At 50.0% G+C, this 16,961-nt stretch carries 19 protein-coding genes; 15 read left to right on the plus strand and 4 right to left on the minus strand.

What is annotated here, in order from left to right:
• Positions 1-165: 165 nt before the first annotated feature.
• The 4 genes from HQ48_RS09450 to mobA form a co-directional block, all read right to left on the minus strand.
• Positions 166-369 (minus strand): hypothetical protein, encoded by a 204-nt coding sequence (locus HQ48_RS09450; protein WP_028897442.1) that lies wholly within the window; start codon positions 367-369, stop codon positions 166-168.
• 304 nt (positions 370-673) lie between these two features.
• Positions 674-2,686: a conjugal transfer protein MobC gene (gene mobC / locus HQ48_RS03890; protein ID WP_044231747.1), complete on the minus strand. Its 2,013-nt coding sequence runs from the start codon at positions 2,684-2,686 to the stop codon at positions 674-676.
• 16 nt (positions 2,687-2,702) lie between these two features.
• Positions 2,703-3,932 carry a conjugal transfer protein MobB gene (mobB, locus tag HQ48_RS03895; RefSeq protein WP_044231748.1) on the minus strand — a complete coding sequence of 410 codons (1,230 nt, stop codon included), beginning with the start codon at positions 3,930-3,932 and terminating at the stop codon, positions 2,703-2,705.
• Positions 3,917-4,330, minus strand: coding sequence for a conjugal transfer protein MobA (gene mobA, locus HQ48_RS03900; RefSeq protein WP_036845197.1), 414 nt, complete (start codon positions 4,328-4,330; stop codon positions 3,917-3,919). The genes mobB and mobA overlap by 16 nt, the downstream gene beginning before the upstream one ends.
• 794 nt (positions 4,331-5,124) lie before the next feature.
• Between mobA and HQ48_RS03905 the strand changes: the two genes are divergently transcribed.
• The 15 genes from HQ48_RS03905 to traN all read left to right on the plus strand — a co-directional run bounded on the left by HQ48_RS03905 (position 5,125) and on the right by traN (position 16,960).
• Positions 5,125-5,907 (plus strand): ParA family protein, encoded by a 783-nt coding sequence (locus HQ48_RS03905; protein ID WP_036845193.1) that lies wholly within the window; start codon positions 5,125-5,127, stop codon positions 5,905-5,907.
• Positions 5,891-6,319, plus strand: coding sequence for a DUF3408 domain-containing protein (locus HQ48_RS03910; protein ID WP_036845191.1), 429 nt, complete (start codon positions 5,891-5,893; stop codon positions 6,317-6,319). The genes HQ48_RS03905 and HQ48_RS03910 overlap by 17 nt, the downstream gene beginning before the upstream one ends.
• Before the next feature lies 1 nt (position 6,320).
• Positions 6,321-6,698 carry a DUF3408 domain-containing protein gene (locus tag HQ48_RS03915; RefSeq protein WP_235299999.1) on the plus strand — a complete coding sequence of 126 codons (378 nt, stop codon included), beginning with the start codon at positions 6,321-6,323 and terminating at the stop codon, positions 6,696-6,698.
• On the plus strand, positions 6,695-7,285 hold the full coding sequence (locus tag HQ48_RS03920) for a hypothetical protein (protein WP_044231750.1): 591 nt from the start codon (positions 6,695-6,697) through the stop codon (positions 7,283-7,285). The genes HQ48_RS03915 and HQ48_RS03920 overlap by 4 nt, the downstream gene beginning before the upstream one ends.
• 29 nt (positions 7,286-7,314) lie before the next feature.
• Entirely contained in the window at positions 7,315-8,055 is a 741-nt protein-coding gene (locus HQ48_RS03925) for a ParA family protein (protein WP_044231751.1), read from the plus strand.
• Positions 8,043-8,630 carry a hypothetical protein gene (locus tag HQ48_RS03930; protein WP_013815823.1) on the plus strand — a complete coding sequence of 196 codons (588 nt, stop codon included), beginning with the start codon at positions 8,043-8,045 and terminating at the stop codon, positions 8,628-8,630. Before HQ48_RS03925 ends, HQ48_RS03930 begins: the two co-directional genes overlap by 13 nt.
• A 175-nt stretch (positions 8,631-8,805) precedes the next feature.
• A complete protein-coding gene (locus HQ48_RS03935) occupies positions 8,806-9,105 on the plus strand; it encodes a DUF4134 domain-containing protein (protein WP_044190206.1) in 300 nt (99 codons plus the stop codon).
• Positions 9,106-9,109: 4 nt separating this feature from the next.
• Positions 9,110-9,487 carry a DUF4133 domain-containing protein gene (locus HQ48_RS03940; RefSeq protein ID WP_036845177.1) on the plus strand — a complete coding sequence of 126 codons (378 nt, stop codon included), beginning with the start codon at positions 9,110-9,112 and terminating at the stop codon, positions 9,485-9,487.
• Complete coding sequence (locus tag HQ48_RS03945; RefSeq protein ID WP_044231752.1) at positions 9,484-11,970, plus strand: TraG family conjugative transposon ATPase; 2,487 nt, start codon at positions 9,484-9,486, stop codon at positions 11,968-11,970. Before HQ48_RS03940 ends, HQ48_RS03945 begins: the two co-directional genes overlap by 4 nt.
• 33 nt (positions 11,971-12,003) lie before the next feature.
• Complete coding sequence (locus HQ48_RS03950) at positions 12,004-12,633, plus strand: DUF4141 domain-containing protein (protein ID WP_162832395.1); 630 nt, start codon at positions 12,004-12,006, stop codon at positions 12,631-12,633.
• Positions 12,634-12,635: 2 nt separating this feature from the next.
• Positions 12,636-13,727: a conjugative transposon protein TraJ gene (traJ, locus tag HQ48_RS03955; RefSeq protein ID WP_036889328.1), complete on the plus strand. Its 1,092-nt coding sequence runs from the start codon at positions 12,636-12,638 to the stop codon at positions 13,725-13,727.
• A gap of 6 nt (positions 13,728-13,733) precedes the next feature.
• Positions 13,734-14,357 (plus strand): conjugative transposon protein TraK, encoded by a 624-nt coding sequence (gene traK / locus HQ48_RS03960; RefSeq protein WP_004584343.1) that lies wholly within the window; start codon positions 13,734-13,736, stop codon positions 14,355-14,357.
• A complete protein-coding gene (locus HQ48_RS03965; protein ID WP_044231754.1) occupies positions 14,354-14,686 on the plus strand; it encodes a TraL conjugative transposon family protein in 333 nt (110 codons plus the stop codon). The genes traK and HQ48_RS03965 overlap by 4 nt, the downstream gene beginning before the upstream one ends.
• Positions 14,637-16,001: a conjugative transposon protein TraM gene (traM, locus tag HQ48_RS03970; protein WP_078735721.1), complete on the plus strand. Its 1,365-nt coding sequence runs from the start codon at positions 14,637-14,639 to the stop codon at positions 15,999-16,001. The genes HQ48_RS03965 and traM overlap by 50 nt, the downstream gene beginning before the upstream one ends.
• Positions 16,002-16,039: 38 nt before the next feature.
• Positions 16,040-16,960, plus strand: a complete 921-nt coding sequence (traN, locus tag HQ48_RS03975) for a conjugative transposon protein TraN (RefSeq protein ID WP_025837621.1) — start codon at positions 16,040-16,042, stop codon at positions 16,958-16,960.
• Position 16,961 lies beyond the last annotated feature (1 nt).

The following is a 16,961-nucleotide window of genomic DNA, read 5'->3' on the forward strand; positions in this document are numbered from 1 at the left end:
CCGAAATGAAGAGAACACAAGATGCAGTAAATCAAAAGGGAGGTATTCCGGTTTCGGAGTACCTCCCTTGATTTAGTTTCTGCAACTATTGGTCGCAGAAACTCTTCGTGTCTCGCAAAAGAAGATTAGAAAAATCCAACCCTTAGTTGGAGAATTTGCATCCTCTTACCGAAAAGCCCTGATAACTCTGTAGACAGCCCACAGGCAGGTGAAAGGTGCGGTGAAAACTCCTATGACGACAAAGAGGAGCAGTTTGATAATATAGTAAACAATCCACTGTCCATTTGTCCCCGCAACCATCTTATAGGGAATAAACTTCTCCACGAAGAGATAGCCCGACCATATCGCCATCAGCACATATCCGGACATCCATCTCATATCCTCAAAGCCTTTGGTCGCCAAGAAGTTCCACTTGAAACCTATGACAAACAAGGCGATGAGAAACAACATACAGAAGATACTTCGCCAAATCTCGCTGCGTTTTCTATTCTGAAAACAAGGTGTACAGAGTATCGGCTGATACTTTCCCGCACATTCGGAGCACAGCCCTTTCCCGCAATCGGAACACTGGGCTACCGCCGGTTCTTGGGTATGATTAAAACAATTCATAGTGTCATCATTTTGTGTGTTCAAAAGTACGAAAATCCAGCCTTAGAGCCAAGAAAAACAGCCATTATTTCTTGGTATTGAGTAGTTTGGAGAGTTCCGGGTCGTCGGAAATCCGTTGCAACTCCCGTTCCACGATTTCCCGCACCTCCGTCTTTACCCGTTCATAATTCGCCTTGATTTCCTGCTCCATCATATCCTCTCCGTTTTCATCCGTGAAATCCGTCAGAATAGGTATCGGTCGGTAAGCAGCTGTTTCCTTTGCCACCTTTGCATTGTCCACCACAATCTCACAGTGGAATATCTTCTGTTCGATACGTTCGGAGAAGTTGTCAGCGACCGCTCCCACGAACATTCCCTGCGTGAGCGTGGAAATCTTGCTCTGTGGAATCAGGCTGTCCATCTGCGTGGAGATGGAGGTCGTTTTGTCGCTTCGGGTGATGCTCATGCTCTGCCGCTTTTGAAGCACCTTCCCGAAACGCTCTGATAATGTCTTTGCCGTTTCGCCAACCACCTGACCGGAGAAAATGTTTCCGACGGTATTCATCACCACAGCCGCTTCCTTGTCCCCATAATCCCGCTTCAATTGCGAGAAGTCCTGAAAGCCCAAGCATACCGCCACCTTGTTGCTTCGCGCGGTGGCAATCAGATTGTCAAGCCCTTTGAAGTATATGGTAGGCAGCTCGTCAATGAGCACAGAACTTTTCAGCATTCCTTTCTTATTGATGAGCTTGACGATACGCGAATTATACAATCCCAATGCTGCTCCGTAGATATTCTGCCTGTCGGGGTTATTCCCTACACACAGGATTTTAGGCTCTTGGGGATTATTGATGTCCAGCGTGAAATCATCGCCCGTCATAATCCAATAGAGCTGCGGACTGATCATCCTCGATAAGGGAATCTTGGCGGAAGCTATCTGCCCCTGCAACTGGTCAGCCGCCCCTCCGAGCCAAGCATCCATAAAGGGAGAAAGGTAATTCTCCAATTCGGGGTAAGAGGTCAGGATGGGAAATATATCCTCGTATTTACGGCAGAGAAACTCAATGGCGTGGGGAAAGGTACAGTATTTCCCTCCTTCGAAAATGCGGAGATACCAAATGATGGCGGCAAAAAGGACGATGGGCGATTCCACGAAGAAATCACCCTGCTTCTGTACCCATGTTTTGTTGAGGTTGAGCATAATCGTATAAGCCGATTCGTAGGCATCCGATATATCGCTCATGAAATCGGGGTGTATCGGATTGCAGCGGTGCGATCGACGAGGGTCGTCGAAGTTGATCACGTAAAACTTCGGCTTGACTTTATACCCTTCCGAATGATGCAGCAGATGGTTGTAAACAATCGTGGAGAGGTCGGGATACTTGAAGTCATAGCAGTAGATGGCAAAACCTTTTTCGATTTGCTGCTTGATGAAATTATTGATGATGGCATAGGACTTACCGCTGCCCGGCGTTCCCAAGACGGAGACCGCACGGAAAGGATTGACCACGTTTATCCAGCCCTTGTTCCATTTCTTGCGATAATAGAAACGGGTCGGAAGATTGACCGAATACTCGTTTTCCAAGAGCCTTGTCTCTTGCATAAAGGATTCGTTCTCCTGATTGAAGACATCCTCCATCAGGTTGTTTTTCAAGAGGCGGCTCATGTAGAGTCCCGCCATCAGCAGACATACATACCCTATGGTTATCGTAAAGGTGTAGAGAGCCGCATTGGCTTCAATGGGAAAAGGCAAGGCGAGTATCCACCAATTGAGGAAGAAAAAGACAAAACCGATGCCCATGAACACTCCTATTTTAGACCAAGTGATGTGTTCCTCTTTAACGCCCTCTGTTCCTAAACAGGAAAGCCCCATCAGTACCAGCACAAAGAGCTTGGTATAAAGCATATTTCCGAACAACCCCGCCGTCCGGTGGAAGTTCATCAGTATCCTGTCCACCACACCGATATTCAGACCCCATAATTTGATGGCTTCGTAACAATACCAATAGAGGTGGGCAACCACCAATATAATACTCACGGCACGCAGAAAATCCATAATTTTCGCCAATGCCCTCAAATCGTCTTCTTGTTGTGACATAATCTTTCTGTTTTTTTTAGAGTTTACGTTGTTTTCTTTTCTTACGCTGCATCCGTCTGCGGAACAGCTCTTCCTCCCAATCCGTACCATGGGTTTCCAAGGGCAAATCGAGCAAACCGCCCAAGACGGAATCTCCGTCCGAAGTCTGAGTTTGGGAAATACTGCCTTTCTCACTCTGCTGTATTGGAGCAGACAGTTCGGGATGCGGGCGGTCGAACCACTCGGCAACGGCGTTTGCCGAAAGTTCCTTGCCCAATCGTGAGCCATTGACCACACAGCCGTTGTTATGGTCTATGAAGGTGATGCCATAGAGCCGCCCTTCGTCGTTCTCACGAAAGAGGACATCAATCCCCTTGTGATAGAGATTATCCCTGAAATCCACTCTTGTGGCAGAATGCCTCAATGCTCCGGCTACGACCGCTTTGGTCTTGGGAGCAAGATGTTTTTCTTTCACTTTCTCCTTTGAAGCCTTGAACCTGTTTTGTAGGGCTTCATATCCGACAGCTTTCCCGAAAAGAGAAGCCTTGAAAGGATTCCCCACCTTTTTACCTTTATCATCGGTAGCAAAATAGACCAATCCATTATAGGGCTTTCCATATATTTCTCCCTTCACCTCTTCCACGCATATATTATAGGTGGAGAGCAAGGCTCTGTATTCTTTGAAGCTCGGACAATGATAGAACTTCGCTGCAGGTTTGATAACCGAAGCCAGTTGTTTTTTGAGATTTCCCTCTTCAGGACGGACTCTTTGCAGTCGAAAAGTCTCTTTTGCCCGTTGCCTTTCGGCAGGCAGCAAGCCATATTTCTGCTCTATCTCTCGGGTGATATGCTTACTCTTGTAGAAGTTGTTGCCATCGTTAATCTTCTTCCCTTGTTCATCAACGGCTAAGGTGACAATATGCAAATGATGTCTGTCTATGTCCTCGTGTTTATACACGACAAAGGGCTGGTTGCCGTAGCCCATCTTTTCGATATACTCCTGTGCGATGGCAGAGAACTGCTCATCAGAGAGTTTATCATCAGGATGCGGGTTCAGGGAAATATGAATAATGGGCTTCTTCGTGCGAACTTGGCTCGGCATATATGCCAGAAAGTCCTGAAAACAAGCAGCAATATCGTGTGTGCCATCGGCAGAACAAAACACTTTGTTGGTCTCCAAAATCTTCGCGACACTCTCGTTTACCTTTTCTCCATTGTATGCTAACGCCCCGAAAAGGGAACTCCCGTAGCTTATTTTTGCGACCATTTCTCCTGAAATTCACGGGTGAGTTGTACGATTTCGCCTCCGATAGTTGCCAATTCAAGTGTCAGTTTTTCCAGTTGGGCAAGCATGGCGTAGGCTTTTTTCTCGGTGAAATTGCTTTTTAAGGCGACCACTACTTGGTTGTAATTGACCCCTACGCTGCGAAACTGCCCGTACAAAGTCGTCAATTTTTGATAGTAGTCGAGCAGCGAACGGTCTACTTTTATGACACGGAAAGTCTTGTCAAAGACCCTCGCCTTGATGAAAGCCGACTGACTTTGTACGCCCGCCGTTTCTTTCATGAAGAGAAACTCGGCAAATTCCATCGCGGTAAAGTTTACCGAGACTCGTTTCTCGGTCTTCTCTTTGGAGCTTATGCCCCGCATTTTCTTTTGTTTCATTTTCTACTTTGGATTTTAGTGTTTCACGGCATCACCGGCATTCGAGACAAGGCATTCTCCCTTCCAAGAAAAAACGACTTCGGAGTTTTTTCAGCCCTCTGCAAGAGCAAGGGTTTTATGCTGCAAAAACGGAGTCGTGCTGCATAAAACATACCTTGCTATTTGCTCCGACGCAAATAAATCCGTCCGCGAAGGACGGAAGTCGAGTATCTCAAAAAAGAACGCTTTATGTCTCGAAGACTTCGGCTTACCACTTGGGTGCAAAGTTACTAAGCGTTGTGTCTAAACCACTTACCTCTCACGGAGCCACAAATACGCAAATCGACGCCACAAGTACGCAGTTAGCAAAAAGGGTAGAAAAGAGGCTTTGAGGGCATCTATATTTGCTCCGTCGAACAGGGGCAGGTTGGTGGACATACCTGCCTATCCAAGTCTAAAAACCTGTCCGCATCCATTTGAACAGACAATCAAGGAAATGGGAACTGGAATGAGAATATCTACAAGTTATTGCACCCATGTACCCTTATACCCTTGTGCAAGGGTACAAGCGTGGAAGTATGGATGGGTGGACGTGTGCAAGTATGCCTCCCGTCATATAGCTCCACCCTTATACAAGGAGGGACATATCCCCCAAAGTGGGTCTATGTTCTCTTATCGGAATACCTTATCGTATGCCTGTCCGGAGATTTATTCCCTCACGGACTCATTTCCATATCTGCCTTTTCAAGGAAACAAGCCAAGGTGTGCATACGCCTTTCCTCACATATATGTAGAACCATTAAACAGAAAATGAAATGAAAAAGAAACCTGTTTTCATAGCCTTCTCCACCCAGAAGGGCGGTGTCGGCAAAACGACCTTTACGGTCTTGACGGCGAGTTACCTGCACTATGCCTGCGGGTATAACCTTATTGTGGTGGATTGCGACTATCCGCAATTCAGCATCAATGCGATGCGTCAGCGTGACGCACAGGGGGTGGATCGCAACCCCGCGCTGCAGGAATTGGCAGCCACCCAGTTCTCCGAGTTGCAAAAGCCCACGTACACCATCCTTTGTGCCACGGCAGAGGCAGCCGTGGATACGGTCAGGGAATATCTGGAAACACATGAGTCGGATACGGATTTCGTCTTTTTTGACCTGCCCGGAACCATCAACAATGACGGTGTGCTGACCACTCTCTCCAATATGGATTACATTTTCACACCCATCTCCGCCGACCGTATATCCTTGGAAAGCACGTTGAGCTTTTCAGCCATCATCAAGGAGGTGATAACCGACAATACAGACACTGCCAACAAAGGGATCTACCTCTTTTGGAACATGGTAGACGGCAGAGAGAAAACACCCCTCTATACGATGTATGAAAAGGTCATTGCCGAGTTGGGACTTCCGGTCTTGAAGACGGCAGTCCCCAATACGACCCGCTACAAAAAGGAAGTGATGGATGAGGGTACAACCCTCTTCCGTTCGACCATCTTTCCCGCCTCCCGCACGCTGCTCAAAGGCAGTCGTCTGAAAGAGCTTGTGGAGGAAATCCTATCCATCGTAAAACCTGAAGCGTATGGCAGAGAAGAATAAAGGGGCGATAGACCCCGTCGCCATCCGGGAACTGATTTCGCAGGGTATCCCGATGAAAAAGAAAGAGAGCGAGATGATACCGCCTGCCTCCGTCGAAGAGGTGGATGTGTCTGTTCCGGAAACAGGGAAAGAGGTCTCGGAAGAACCGCAACTACCCATCCGAACACGTCGCAAGAATCCCGCCAAAGGAGGTTACATCTCACTCTTCATGCACCGCAATGACCTGTATGACCGCAAGGCAATCTACATCTCCAAAGAGTTGCAGGACAAACTGTCGGAAATCGTCCTCTTCATCCGAAAGAGGGAGATGACATTGGGCATGTACGTGGAAAATATCCTGCTCAAACATTTAGAGGACTACAAGGAAGAAATCAACCGATTAAGTGAAAAGAACTTCAAGAAATTATTGTGATATGAAACAGAAAAAAGATCAACCAATGGCAAGCAATAAGACCTGCAGAGAACGAAAAAGCGTCTCTTCAAAAGTAACCATCCGTAACTCCACCACGCTCATCGAACATTCCGAGGGACACTCTATAGGTCTCTTTCAGGAAGAGAGAAGCGATTATGAAACCGCCTTTCTGCAACCCCTGAGCATCGGAGACCGAAAGGGCGTGTTCATTTCCAAAAAGACACAGGAAGAGATTGCCGAAATCGTCTACGTGGCAGCCGCAGGCAAATTGACGATTGGGGCATTCGTAGAACATATCCTCCGGCATCACTTAGAGAGTCACCGTGGTGAGATAGACGCCTTGTTTGAGCAACAGTTCCGTAAACGTTTCGAGCGATGAAGCAGGTCGTCTTTATTCTGCTCTTGGTCGGCTTAGCCTATCTCGGCAGCGTGCAGGTCGCCCGCTTCCTGTACGGACGCTATCGGAGTGCCATAAAACTCTACCGTGACTTGCAACTCTTTTTCAAGGAACGGGGCAAGGGGAAAGTCGTCGTCACCATCCGTATCCCCCAAAAGGAATCCTCCCAAGAGGAGAATGTCCTTTTAGCCGAGTTGCCCATTGACGAAGAGTTACAGGAACAGACGCCTGAAACGGGAATGTCGGAAGAGACCTCTCCGGACATTCCCGAAGAGGAAGAGGATTATGTATTGGTGGAAGTCCAAGGTGAAAGCCACTCCCTTTCGGAAAGCATCACCGCGGAAGAGTTGCAACAAATGGGCAGTGTCCTCTCCTGTAAGAATGCCCCGATAGAGGAAGCTGCGAAAGCCGCCGAAACCATCTATAAGATACACGACTCCCCGATGTTCCAAGCGATTAAGAAAGCGGCCGGAGAACGTGTCCGCGAACTGCTGGAGCGCGTTGCCGAAGAAGCTCCGAAAGAGGTTCAGTCAGGCAACTTCGATTACAAACGATTTATCAAGACATAGTATTCACCCATTCAAAGAAAAGAGAAAATATGAGTAAACCCATTTATCTCGCCATCGCTTCCCCCAAGGGCGGTGTCGGCAAAACCTCGCTTACGGCACTTGCCGCAAGCATTCTGCATTACTACAGAGGATACGATGTCGCCGTCGTGGACTGCAACCATCCCGTCTATACCATCGCCCGTCTGCGGCAACAAGAGTCGAAGGAACTAAATCATCAAAGCCTGATGCACCTGAAGCATCGGATACCCTGCACCCCTTATCCGATTATCTGCGCTCCGGTGCAGGAAGCCCTGAACAGGGTGGAGCGACACTGTGCGGACAATCCCCCTCGCTGTATCCTCTTCGATCTCCCTACATTGATGCGTACCGAAGGGACAGTGGAACTGCTTTCGACAATGGACGCCGTTCTCTTTCCCGTTACGGGCAGTCCGATGGATATGGAAGCTGTCCGCCGTTTCATCGACATCTTGGGAGAGCAGATACTGACGATGGGCAAGGGCAATATCCGTGAGCTTTACCTGCTTCGCAATATGATACAGGCTTGGGAACGCGAGGATGCCGACGAACGCTGTCGCACCCTTGCCGATGAAACGGGAGCATTGCTGATGCAGACCTCATTGAGCCACTCCCGTTTGTATCGTCCGCTGCTTTCCGAACGCAGAAGAGGGGTATGCACCCTCTTCCCTCCTCACGGCGGAAAGTTGGGTCAGCTATGCAAGCATTTAGGCGATGAACTTCACGAAATCCTGCAACGCCTATGTACCGAATAGCCCTTGCCGCTCTCTTGCTCTATCTCCTGTGGCTATTTCTTTTTCTCTTGTATGAGCGGAAAAGAAGAAAGAAGGGAGCACCCAAAAAGCCTTGCCAAATAGTCTCTGAAGCAGAAATCATCGGTAAAAGTCGCTTCAAACTCTGCCACTCGACGCCACAAGTACGCAGTTATGCCAAAGGCGAGGCGGAAGCAAAAAAGGCTTCTACATTTGCCCTCGAAAACGGACAAGAACTATCGGAAGAGCCGGATAATCTGCCCGACATGGATGAGATTCCTTTAACGTATGAGTCTTCGGATGCACCATCGTTTGAAGAGGAGGACGAAGAACTTCCCATACAGGGGGAAAGAGAATACGCCATGGGAATTGATTTTGAACGGGTGCTGGAAGCCTTGTCGGTCATTCACCGCCACGCCCACACCGAAGCAGAGCGACAGAGTACCAGCGATACGCTGAGAGCGTTGGAAGGAACCCGGCTGATGGAAACGCTCCGAAGCGATGCGAAACGTTCGGCCACGATCGATGAAATCGTCCGTGCCCGTTTCGAGGAGCTTTACAGCGGCAAAAAAGCGTAACACCTTTTCCGATCGGTTTTACCCCCAATAGTATGGACCCTTTAATATAACAGGAACAATGAAAGAAAAAGAGTACGGCTGACTCTAAGAGAGCCACCACTAACATCCAAAAGTAACAACAGTATTCATCCGTCGGGAGGACATATCCAATCCTTCTGGCACAAAACAAAGATTTATGACCAAGAAACATTTTCTTATCGCAGCCGTCCTGCTGCTTTCCATTTCCTCTGCCTTTGCCCAAGGGAACGGCTTGTCGGGCATCAACCAAGCCACCAACATGGTGACGAGTTATTTCGACCCAGCCACGAAACTCATCTACGCCATCGGCGCGGTCGTGGGACTTATCGGTGGGGTAAAGGTCTATTCAAAGTTCTCGTCCGGAGATCCGGACACTTCGAAGACCGCCGCGAGCTGGTTCGGGGCCTGTATCTTCCTCATTGTCGCAGCCACCATTCTGAGAAGTTTCTTCCTCTAAGCCTATGGAGACCTATCCCATCAACAAGGGAATCGGTCGCTCGGTAGAGTTTCAGGGACTCAAAAGCCAATATCTGTTCATCTTCGCCGGAGGGCTACTCGCCCTTTTCGTGCTGTTTGTCATCCTCTACATGGCGGGTGTCAATCAATGGATCTGTATCGGCTTCGGAGGGACTGCCGCATCCGTTCTGGTGTGGCAGACCTTCTCCCTGAACAGGAAGTATGGGGAATATGGGCTGATGAAGCGTTCCGCCTTGCACAGCCATCCCCGTTACCTTATCAACCGACGACGCATTCCCCGTCTGTTCCGACATAAGGAACAGAGAAGAGTAAAGAGAGAACAGGAAGAAAGGAAAAACAAAGAAAAGGAGAAAAGGCAATGAGAAATATACTGAAAGCCACCACGCTGGAGAATCGCTTTCCGCTGCTTGCCGTCGAAGAGGGGTGCATCCTCTCGAAGGACGCCGACATCACGGTCGCTTTTCGGGTCGAACTTCCCGAACTCTATACGGTGACAAGTGCGGAGTATGTCGCCATTCATTCGGCTTGGGTGAAGGCAATCAAGGTGTTGCCGACCTACAGCATCGTACACAAACAGGATTGGTTCGTCAAGGAGGGCTACCGCCCGGAATTGCAAAAGGAGGATATGAGCTTCCTTTCCCGAAGTTTCGAGCGGCACTTCAACGAGCGACCATTCCTTCATCACGACTGTTATCTGTTCCTGACTAAGACAACCAAGAACCGCAGCCGACAGCAGAGCAACTTTTCCTCCCTCTGCCGGGGGCATGTCATCCCCAAGGAGGTACGGGACAAGGATACCGCCCGAAAATTTCTTGAAGCTACCGAGCAATTCGAGAGAATTATCAATGAGAGCGGCTTTGTCTGTCTTACTCGATTGAGCAATGAGGAAATTATCGGGACAGAGGATAAGCCGGGACTTATAGAAAAATACTTCTCTCTGTCCCTCTCTGACACGACGGTCTTGGAAGACATTGACCTCCGTGCCGACAGCATGCGTATCGGCGACAAACGGCTCTGCCTGCATACGCTCTCCGATACGGAAGATCTGCCCGGACAGGTTGCTACGGATATGCGGTATGAGCGTTTATCCACCGACCGAAGTGACTGCCGCCTTTCATTTGCCGCTCCCGTGGGGCTGTTGTTGCCGTGCAACCATATCTATAACCAGTATGTGCTGATTGACGACAGTGCGGAGAACCTGCAACGCTTCGAGAAGAATGCTCGGAACATGCACTCGCTCTCCCGTTACAGCCGAAGCAACCAGATCAACAAGCAGTGGATTGACGAGTATCTGAACGAGGCGCACAGCTTCGGGCTTACCTCCGTCCGCTGTCATTGCAATGTCTTGGCGTGGAGCGAGGATGAGGAGGAACTCCGCCTTATCCGCAATGATGTGGGTAGTCAGCTGGCACTGATGGAGTGCAAGCCACGACACAACACAGTGGATGTGCCGACGCTCTTCTGGGCGGGCATTCCCGGCAATGAAGCCGACTTCCCTGCCGAAGAGAGTTTCTACACCTTCATCGAACAGGCGGTCTGCTTCTTCAATGAGGAGACCAACTACCGTGATTCACTCTCACCGTTCGGTATCAAGATGGCTGACCGCAGCGGCAAGCCCATCCATCTCGACATCTCCGATCTGCCGATGAAGCAAGGCATCATCACGAACCGCAACAAGTTCATCTTGGGACCGTCGGGTTCGGGCAAGTCGTTCTTCACCAACCACCTACTAAGGCAGTACTGGGAACAGAACACCCATATCGTCTTGGTAGACACGGGAAACAGCTATCAGGGCTTGTGCGAGATGATACGCCACAAAACGCAGGGCGAGGATGGGGTCTATTTCACCTACTCAGACGAGAGTCCCATCAGCTTCAATCCCTTCTACACGACGGACAAGATTTTTGATGTGGAGAAGCGAGAGAGCATCAAGACCCTACTGCTGACCCTATGGAAAAAAGACAACGAGCCTGCCACCCGTTCGGAGGAGGTTGCCCTCTCCAATGCCGTTTCGCTCTTTATCGAGCGGATCAAGACGGATGATGGTATCGTCCCTTCGTTCAACAGCTTTTACGAGTATCTCACCACCGATTACTCGGCTCTGCTTCGTGAGAAAAAGGTCAGGGAAAAGGATTTTGACTTGGCCAATTTTCTCAACGTGCTGGAGCCGTACTACAAGGGTGGCGAATACGACTATCTGCTGAACTCGGACAAGCAACTCGACCTCTTAAATGCACGCTTCATCGTTTTCGAAATCGACGCGATAAAGGATCATCCCATCCTCTTTCCCATCACGACCATCATCATTATGGAGTTGTTCATCAATAAGATGCGACGACTGAAAGGGGTTCGGAAAGTCATCCTCATCGAGGAGGCTTGGAAAGCGATAGCCTCCGCAAACATGGCGGGATACATACGCTACCTCTACAAAACCGTGCGTAAGTTCTTTGGCGAGGCGGTCGTGGTGACACAGGAAGTGGACGACATCATCTCATCGCCCGTGGTCAAGGAGTCCATCATCAATAATAGTGATTGCAAGATACTGCTTGACCAGCGCAAGTACATGAACAAGTTCGACCAGATTCAGGCACTCTTGGGACTGACGGACAAGGAACGGGGGCAAATCCTCTCCATCAACCAGAGCAACGATGCCACGAGGTCATACAAGGAGGTATGGATCGGACTGGGTGGTGTACAATCCGCTGTCTATGCCACCGAAGTATCAAAAGCCGAATACCTCACCTACACAACGGAGGAGACAGAGAAGATGCGCGTACTGGCCCGTGCCGAGCAACTCGGCGGCAACATGGAGCTTGCCATCAGGCAGCTCACTGAAGAAGAATAGTCAAGAATAATCATCACTAAAATCCAACGTAAAATGAGAAAGAGAATTTTAATGCTTATCACGTGCGGTTGCCTCCTGGCCGGCAGCGCACACGCCCAGTGGGTAGTCACAGACCCCACCAACCTTGCACAGAGCATCATCAACACGACCAAGGAAATCGTACAAACCTCCAAAACGGTCAAGAACACGCTCAACAACTTCAAAGAGGTGGAGAAACTCTACAATGAGAGCAAGAAGTACTACGACGCTCTGAAAAAAGTGAATGACCTCGTGCGGGATACCCAACGAGTCAAAGAGACCATCCTGATGGTCGGGGAAATCTCCGACATCTATGTGAACAACTACAAGAAGATGCTTTCCGACCCGAACTTCCGTCCAGAGGAGTTGGTTGCCATCGCCAACGGTTATACCAAACTACTCGGAGAGAGTAACAACCTGCTCAAGGAGCTGAAGCAGGTGGTGAACATCACCACGCTGAAGATGACCGACAAGGAGCGTATGGATGTGGTGGATCGCTGCTACAAGGAAATCAGGGATTATCGTAACCTCGTGCGTTACTACACGAACAAGAACATCTCCGTAAGCTACCTCAGAGCCAAGAAGCAGCAGGATACCGACCGGGTGCTTTCGCTCTATGGAACGGACAACGAAAGGTATTGGTAGGTATGGGAGCGGAATTTGATAACCTGCACCAAGTCCTCCGTACCCTTTACACGGAGATGATGCCGATGTGCGGCGACATGATAGGCGTCGCCAAAGGCATTGCGGGCTTGGGCGCGCTCTTCTATGTGGCACTCAGAGTATGGCAAACGCTTGCCCGTGCCGAACCCATCGACGTCTATCCGCTACTTCGTCCCTTTGCACTCGGTCTTTGCATCCTCTTCTTTCCGATGGTGCTGGAGACCATCAATGGGGTACTCAGTCCCGTTGTGCAGGGTACACACAAGATGCTCGAAAAGCAGACCTTCAGCATGGACGAATACCGCAAGTTACGGGACAAACTGGAATACGAGGCGATGGTGAAGAATCCCGAAACAGCCTATCTGGTAAGTAATGAAGAGTTCGACAAAAAATTGGATGAACTCGGTATCGCCCCCTCGGATATGGCAACGATGGCAGGAATGTATGTGGAGCGCAGTATGTACAACCTCAAGAAATGGTTCCGTAATATGGTGCGGGAGTTCTTGGAACTGCTTTTCGCCGCTTCCTCCCTGCTCATCGACACGCTCAGGACTTTCTTCCTGATAGTCCTCTCCATCTTGGGACCGATAGCCTTCGCCATCTCGGTGTGGGACGGTTTTCAGAGTACCCTCACGCAATGGTTTACGAGGTATATCTCCATCTATCTGTGGCTACCTGTGGCGGACTTGTTCAGCTCGATGCTGGCGAAGATTCAGGAGCTGATGCTCAAGCATGACATCACACAGCTACAAAATGACCCTACCTATACGATAGATGCCTCGAATGGGGTCTACCTTGTATTTATGATTATCGGCATCATCGGCTACTTTACCATTCCAACGGTTGCGGGCTGGGTGATACAGGCAGGTGGAGCAGGTAATTTCGGAAAAAACGTGAACTATGCAGCAGGAAAGGGTGCCGGTATTGCAGGTGCCGTGGGTGGAGCCGCAGGCGGCTTTGCCGTGGGACACGGACGAAGCATGATGAACCATGCGGGCAGCAAAGCCAAAGAGATTGCCGGAAAATTATTTCATCGGGGAGAAAACAAATCCTCCGAACCATCGGAACAAAATTAAAACGCTATGGAATTTAAGTCATTAAAGAATATCGAAACAAGTTTCAGGCAGATACGCCTTTTTACTTTGGTTGTCGTCTGTCTGTGTGCCGCCCTTGCGGGCTATTCGGTATGGAGTGCCTACTCCTTTGCCGAAGCTCAAAGGCAGAAAATCTATGTGCTGGATGGCGGTAAGTCGCTGATGCTCGCCTTGTCGCAGGATCTGTCGCAGAACAGACCCGCCGAGGCGAAAGAGCACGTGCGCCGCTTCCACGAGTTGTTCTTCACCCTTTCGCCCGATAAGAGTGCCATCGAGGGGAATATCTCCCGTGCGCTGCTCTTGGCGGACAAAAGTGCCTACAATTACTATCGGGATTTCTCCGAGAAAGGGTACTACAACCGTATCGTGGCAGGAAACATCAATCAGGTCGTGCAGGTGGACAGCGTACTCTGTGACTTTGACCACTATCCCTATTCGGTACGGACGTACGCCCGGCAGATGATTATCCGTGCAACCAACGTGACCGAGCGCAATCTCGTGACCGTATGTCGCCTGCTCAATACGAGCCGCAGCGACGACAATCCGAACGGATTCAACATCGAGGGATTTGAAATATTGGAGAACAAGGACATCAGTACTCGTAAGCGATGAAAAAGAAAAGTCTGTTCCGAATGATGCAGGAGGGAGCGGAGGCAAGACTCCGCCGCCTGTGCGGACGCATCCCCACTCATATGAGGTTATATGTCGTCCTGACGATGCTTCTCTTTTTCGCCTTCCTTGCCAACTATGTTTTCTTCAACGGTTTGTACCGTATCTTTTCCGAAGGAGACTCCGAAGAGGAAAGGCTACTGGCAATCAAGCATATAGAAGCCCCTGAAGTAAGGCGGCTCTATCCGCAAGACAGTATCAACCTATTAAAGTATTACGATTATGTTCCCATTCAAAAGAAAGACAGCCTCCGATACGAGTACCTCGCCTGAGCTGACGGAAGAAGAGAGACAAAGGCAAAAGAAGTTTATCATTTATCCCCTGATGTTTCTGCTTTTTGCAGGCTCCATGTGGCTCATTTTCGCTCCGTCGGAGAAAGAAGAGGAGAAACAGACCAAGGGCTTCAACACGGAAGTGCCCGACCCGATGGCAGCCGAACTGATTGGTGATAAGAAGAAAGCCTATGAGAAGGAGATGATGGAACAGAAGGAGCAGGAACGAAGTCGTGCCATGCAAAGCCTTAGTTCCATGTTCGGGGAAATGACAGGAGGAGAGACTTCACAGGGAGCGGGCGAAGCGTCCGCTTGGGAGTCTGACCCCTCGAATGAGAGTGAGGGATACACGTCCCGACATTCTGCCCCGCAAGATGGCTTTCACGCTTCGGCATCCGCCTATCAGGACATCAACCGCACGCTCGGCAGTTTCTATGAAGCACCGAGGGAAGACCTCGAAAAGGAGGAGCTGCGTGCTCGATTGGCAGAGTTGGAAAACCGTATGAATAGCGAACAGCAGTCGCCTGCCATAACCGTAAACGACCAGATGGCATTGCTCGAAAAGTCCTATCAGTTGGCGGCAAAGTATATGCCGTCGGGTGCTGGACAACCATCTTCCAATATGGCGTTGGTGTCGGATGGGGAGACGGCTTCCGAAAGGAAAGCGGTCGCAACCACCCGAAACGGGAAGGCGGTAGCTTTTCCCGTTGCCCCTGTGAGCGAACAAGTGGTGTCGGCTCTGGCGCAGCCGATGAGCGACTCGACTTTCCGCTCCGAATATGTCAAGGAGAGAAATTTCCTATTTCAAACTGCTATCGGGACAGCCTCACAGACGGATAGAAACACCATATCAGCCTGTGTGCATAACAACCAGACGGTTATGGATGGTCAGACGGTGCGTTTCCGTCTCTTGGAACCGATGCAGGTCTCCGGCAGGGAAATACCACGCAATACCCTTGTCGTGGGAACGACAAAGGTACAGGGCGAACGGCTTGCCGTTGTCATTTCTTCACTGGAATATCAGGGCAATATCATTCCCGTAGAGCTGACAGTGTACGATATGGACGGGCAGGAAGGGATATTCATTCCCGGCTCGATGGAGCGCAGTGCCGCCAAGGAGATTGCCGCTAACATGGGGACATCCGTGGGCAGCAGCATGAACATCTCCACCGATGCAGGTGCACAGCTTGCCGCCGACTTGGGCAAGGGGCTGATACAGGGAACCTCGCAGTATTTCGCCAAGAAAATGCGCACCGTCAAGGTGCATCTCAAAGCCGGATACAAGGTATTGCTCTACCAACCTGAAAACAAGTAATTCACAGTTATTATTCACCACTTTAATCCAATGTAAAAATGAAAAGAACAGTTTTAGCCATCGCCCTGATGCTGGGCGCAGTCTGTGCCAACGCACAGGAGACAACCTCAACGGGAGACCTCTATCAGGGTCTGACCCGAAAGATTGCCTTTGAGCGGATGATACCGCCCCACGGATTGGAAATCACCTATGACAAGACGGTGCACATCATCTTCCCATCTGCCGTGCGCTATGTCGATTTGGGTTCGCCCAATCTCATTGCGGGGAAGGCGGACGGAGCGGAAAACGTCATCCGTGTGAAAGCGACGGTCAAGAACTTCCACGAGGAGACGAACATGAGTGTCATCACCGAAGACGGAGCATTCTACACCTTCAATGTCAAGTATGCCAACGAGCCACTGTTACTCAATGTGGAAATGGCGGACTCTATCCACGACGGGGCGAGCGTAAACCGACCGAACAACGCAATGGAGGTTTATCTCAAGGAACTCGGCAGCGAGAGTCCGATGCTGGTAAGGCTTATCATGAAGTCCATTCACAAGGAGGACAGGCGGACTGTGAAGCACATCGGCAGCAAGTCCTTCGGTATTCAGTACCTGCTCAAAGGGTTGTACTCGCACAACGGACTGCTGTACTTCCATACGGAACTGCGCAACAAGTCCAACGTGCCGTTCGACATCGACTTCATCACGTTCAAAATTGTGGACAAGAACGTAGCCAAGCAGACCGCCATGCAGGAGCAGGTACTGCTTCCGCTGCGTGCCTACAACTATGTTACTTGCGTGGCGGGGCAGAAGAGCGGTCGCACGGTATTCACGCTTCAAAAGTTCACCATCCCCGACGATAAGCAGCTCATTGTGGAGATGCACGAGAAGAACGGCGGAAGACACCAGTCTTTCGTTGTGGAGAACGAAGACCTTGTGCGTGCAAGGGAGATTGACGAACTCAAAGTGAAGTGAT

This window comes from Porphyromonas sp. COT-290 OH3588 (assembly GCF_000769075.1).
GTDB lineage: Bacteria > Bacteroidota > Bacteroidia > Bacteroidales > Porphyromonadaceae > Porphyromonas.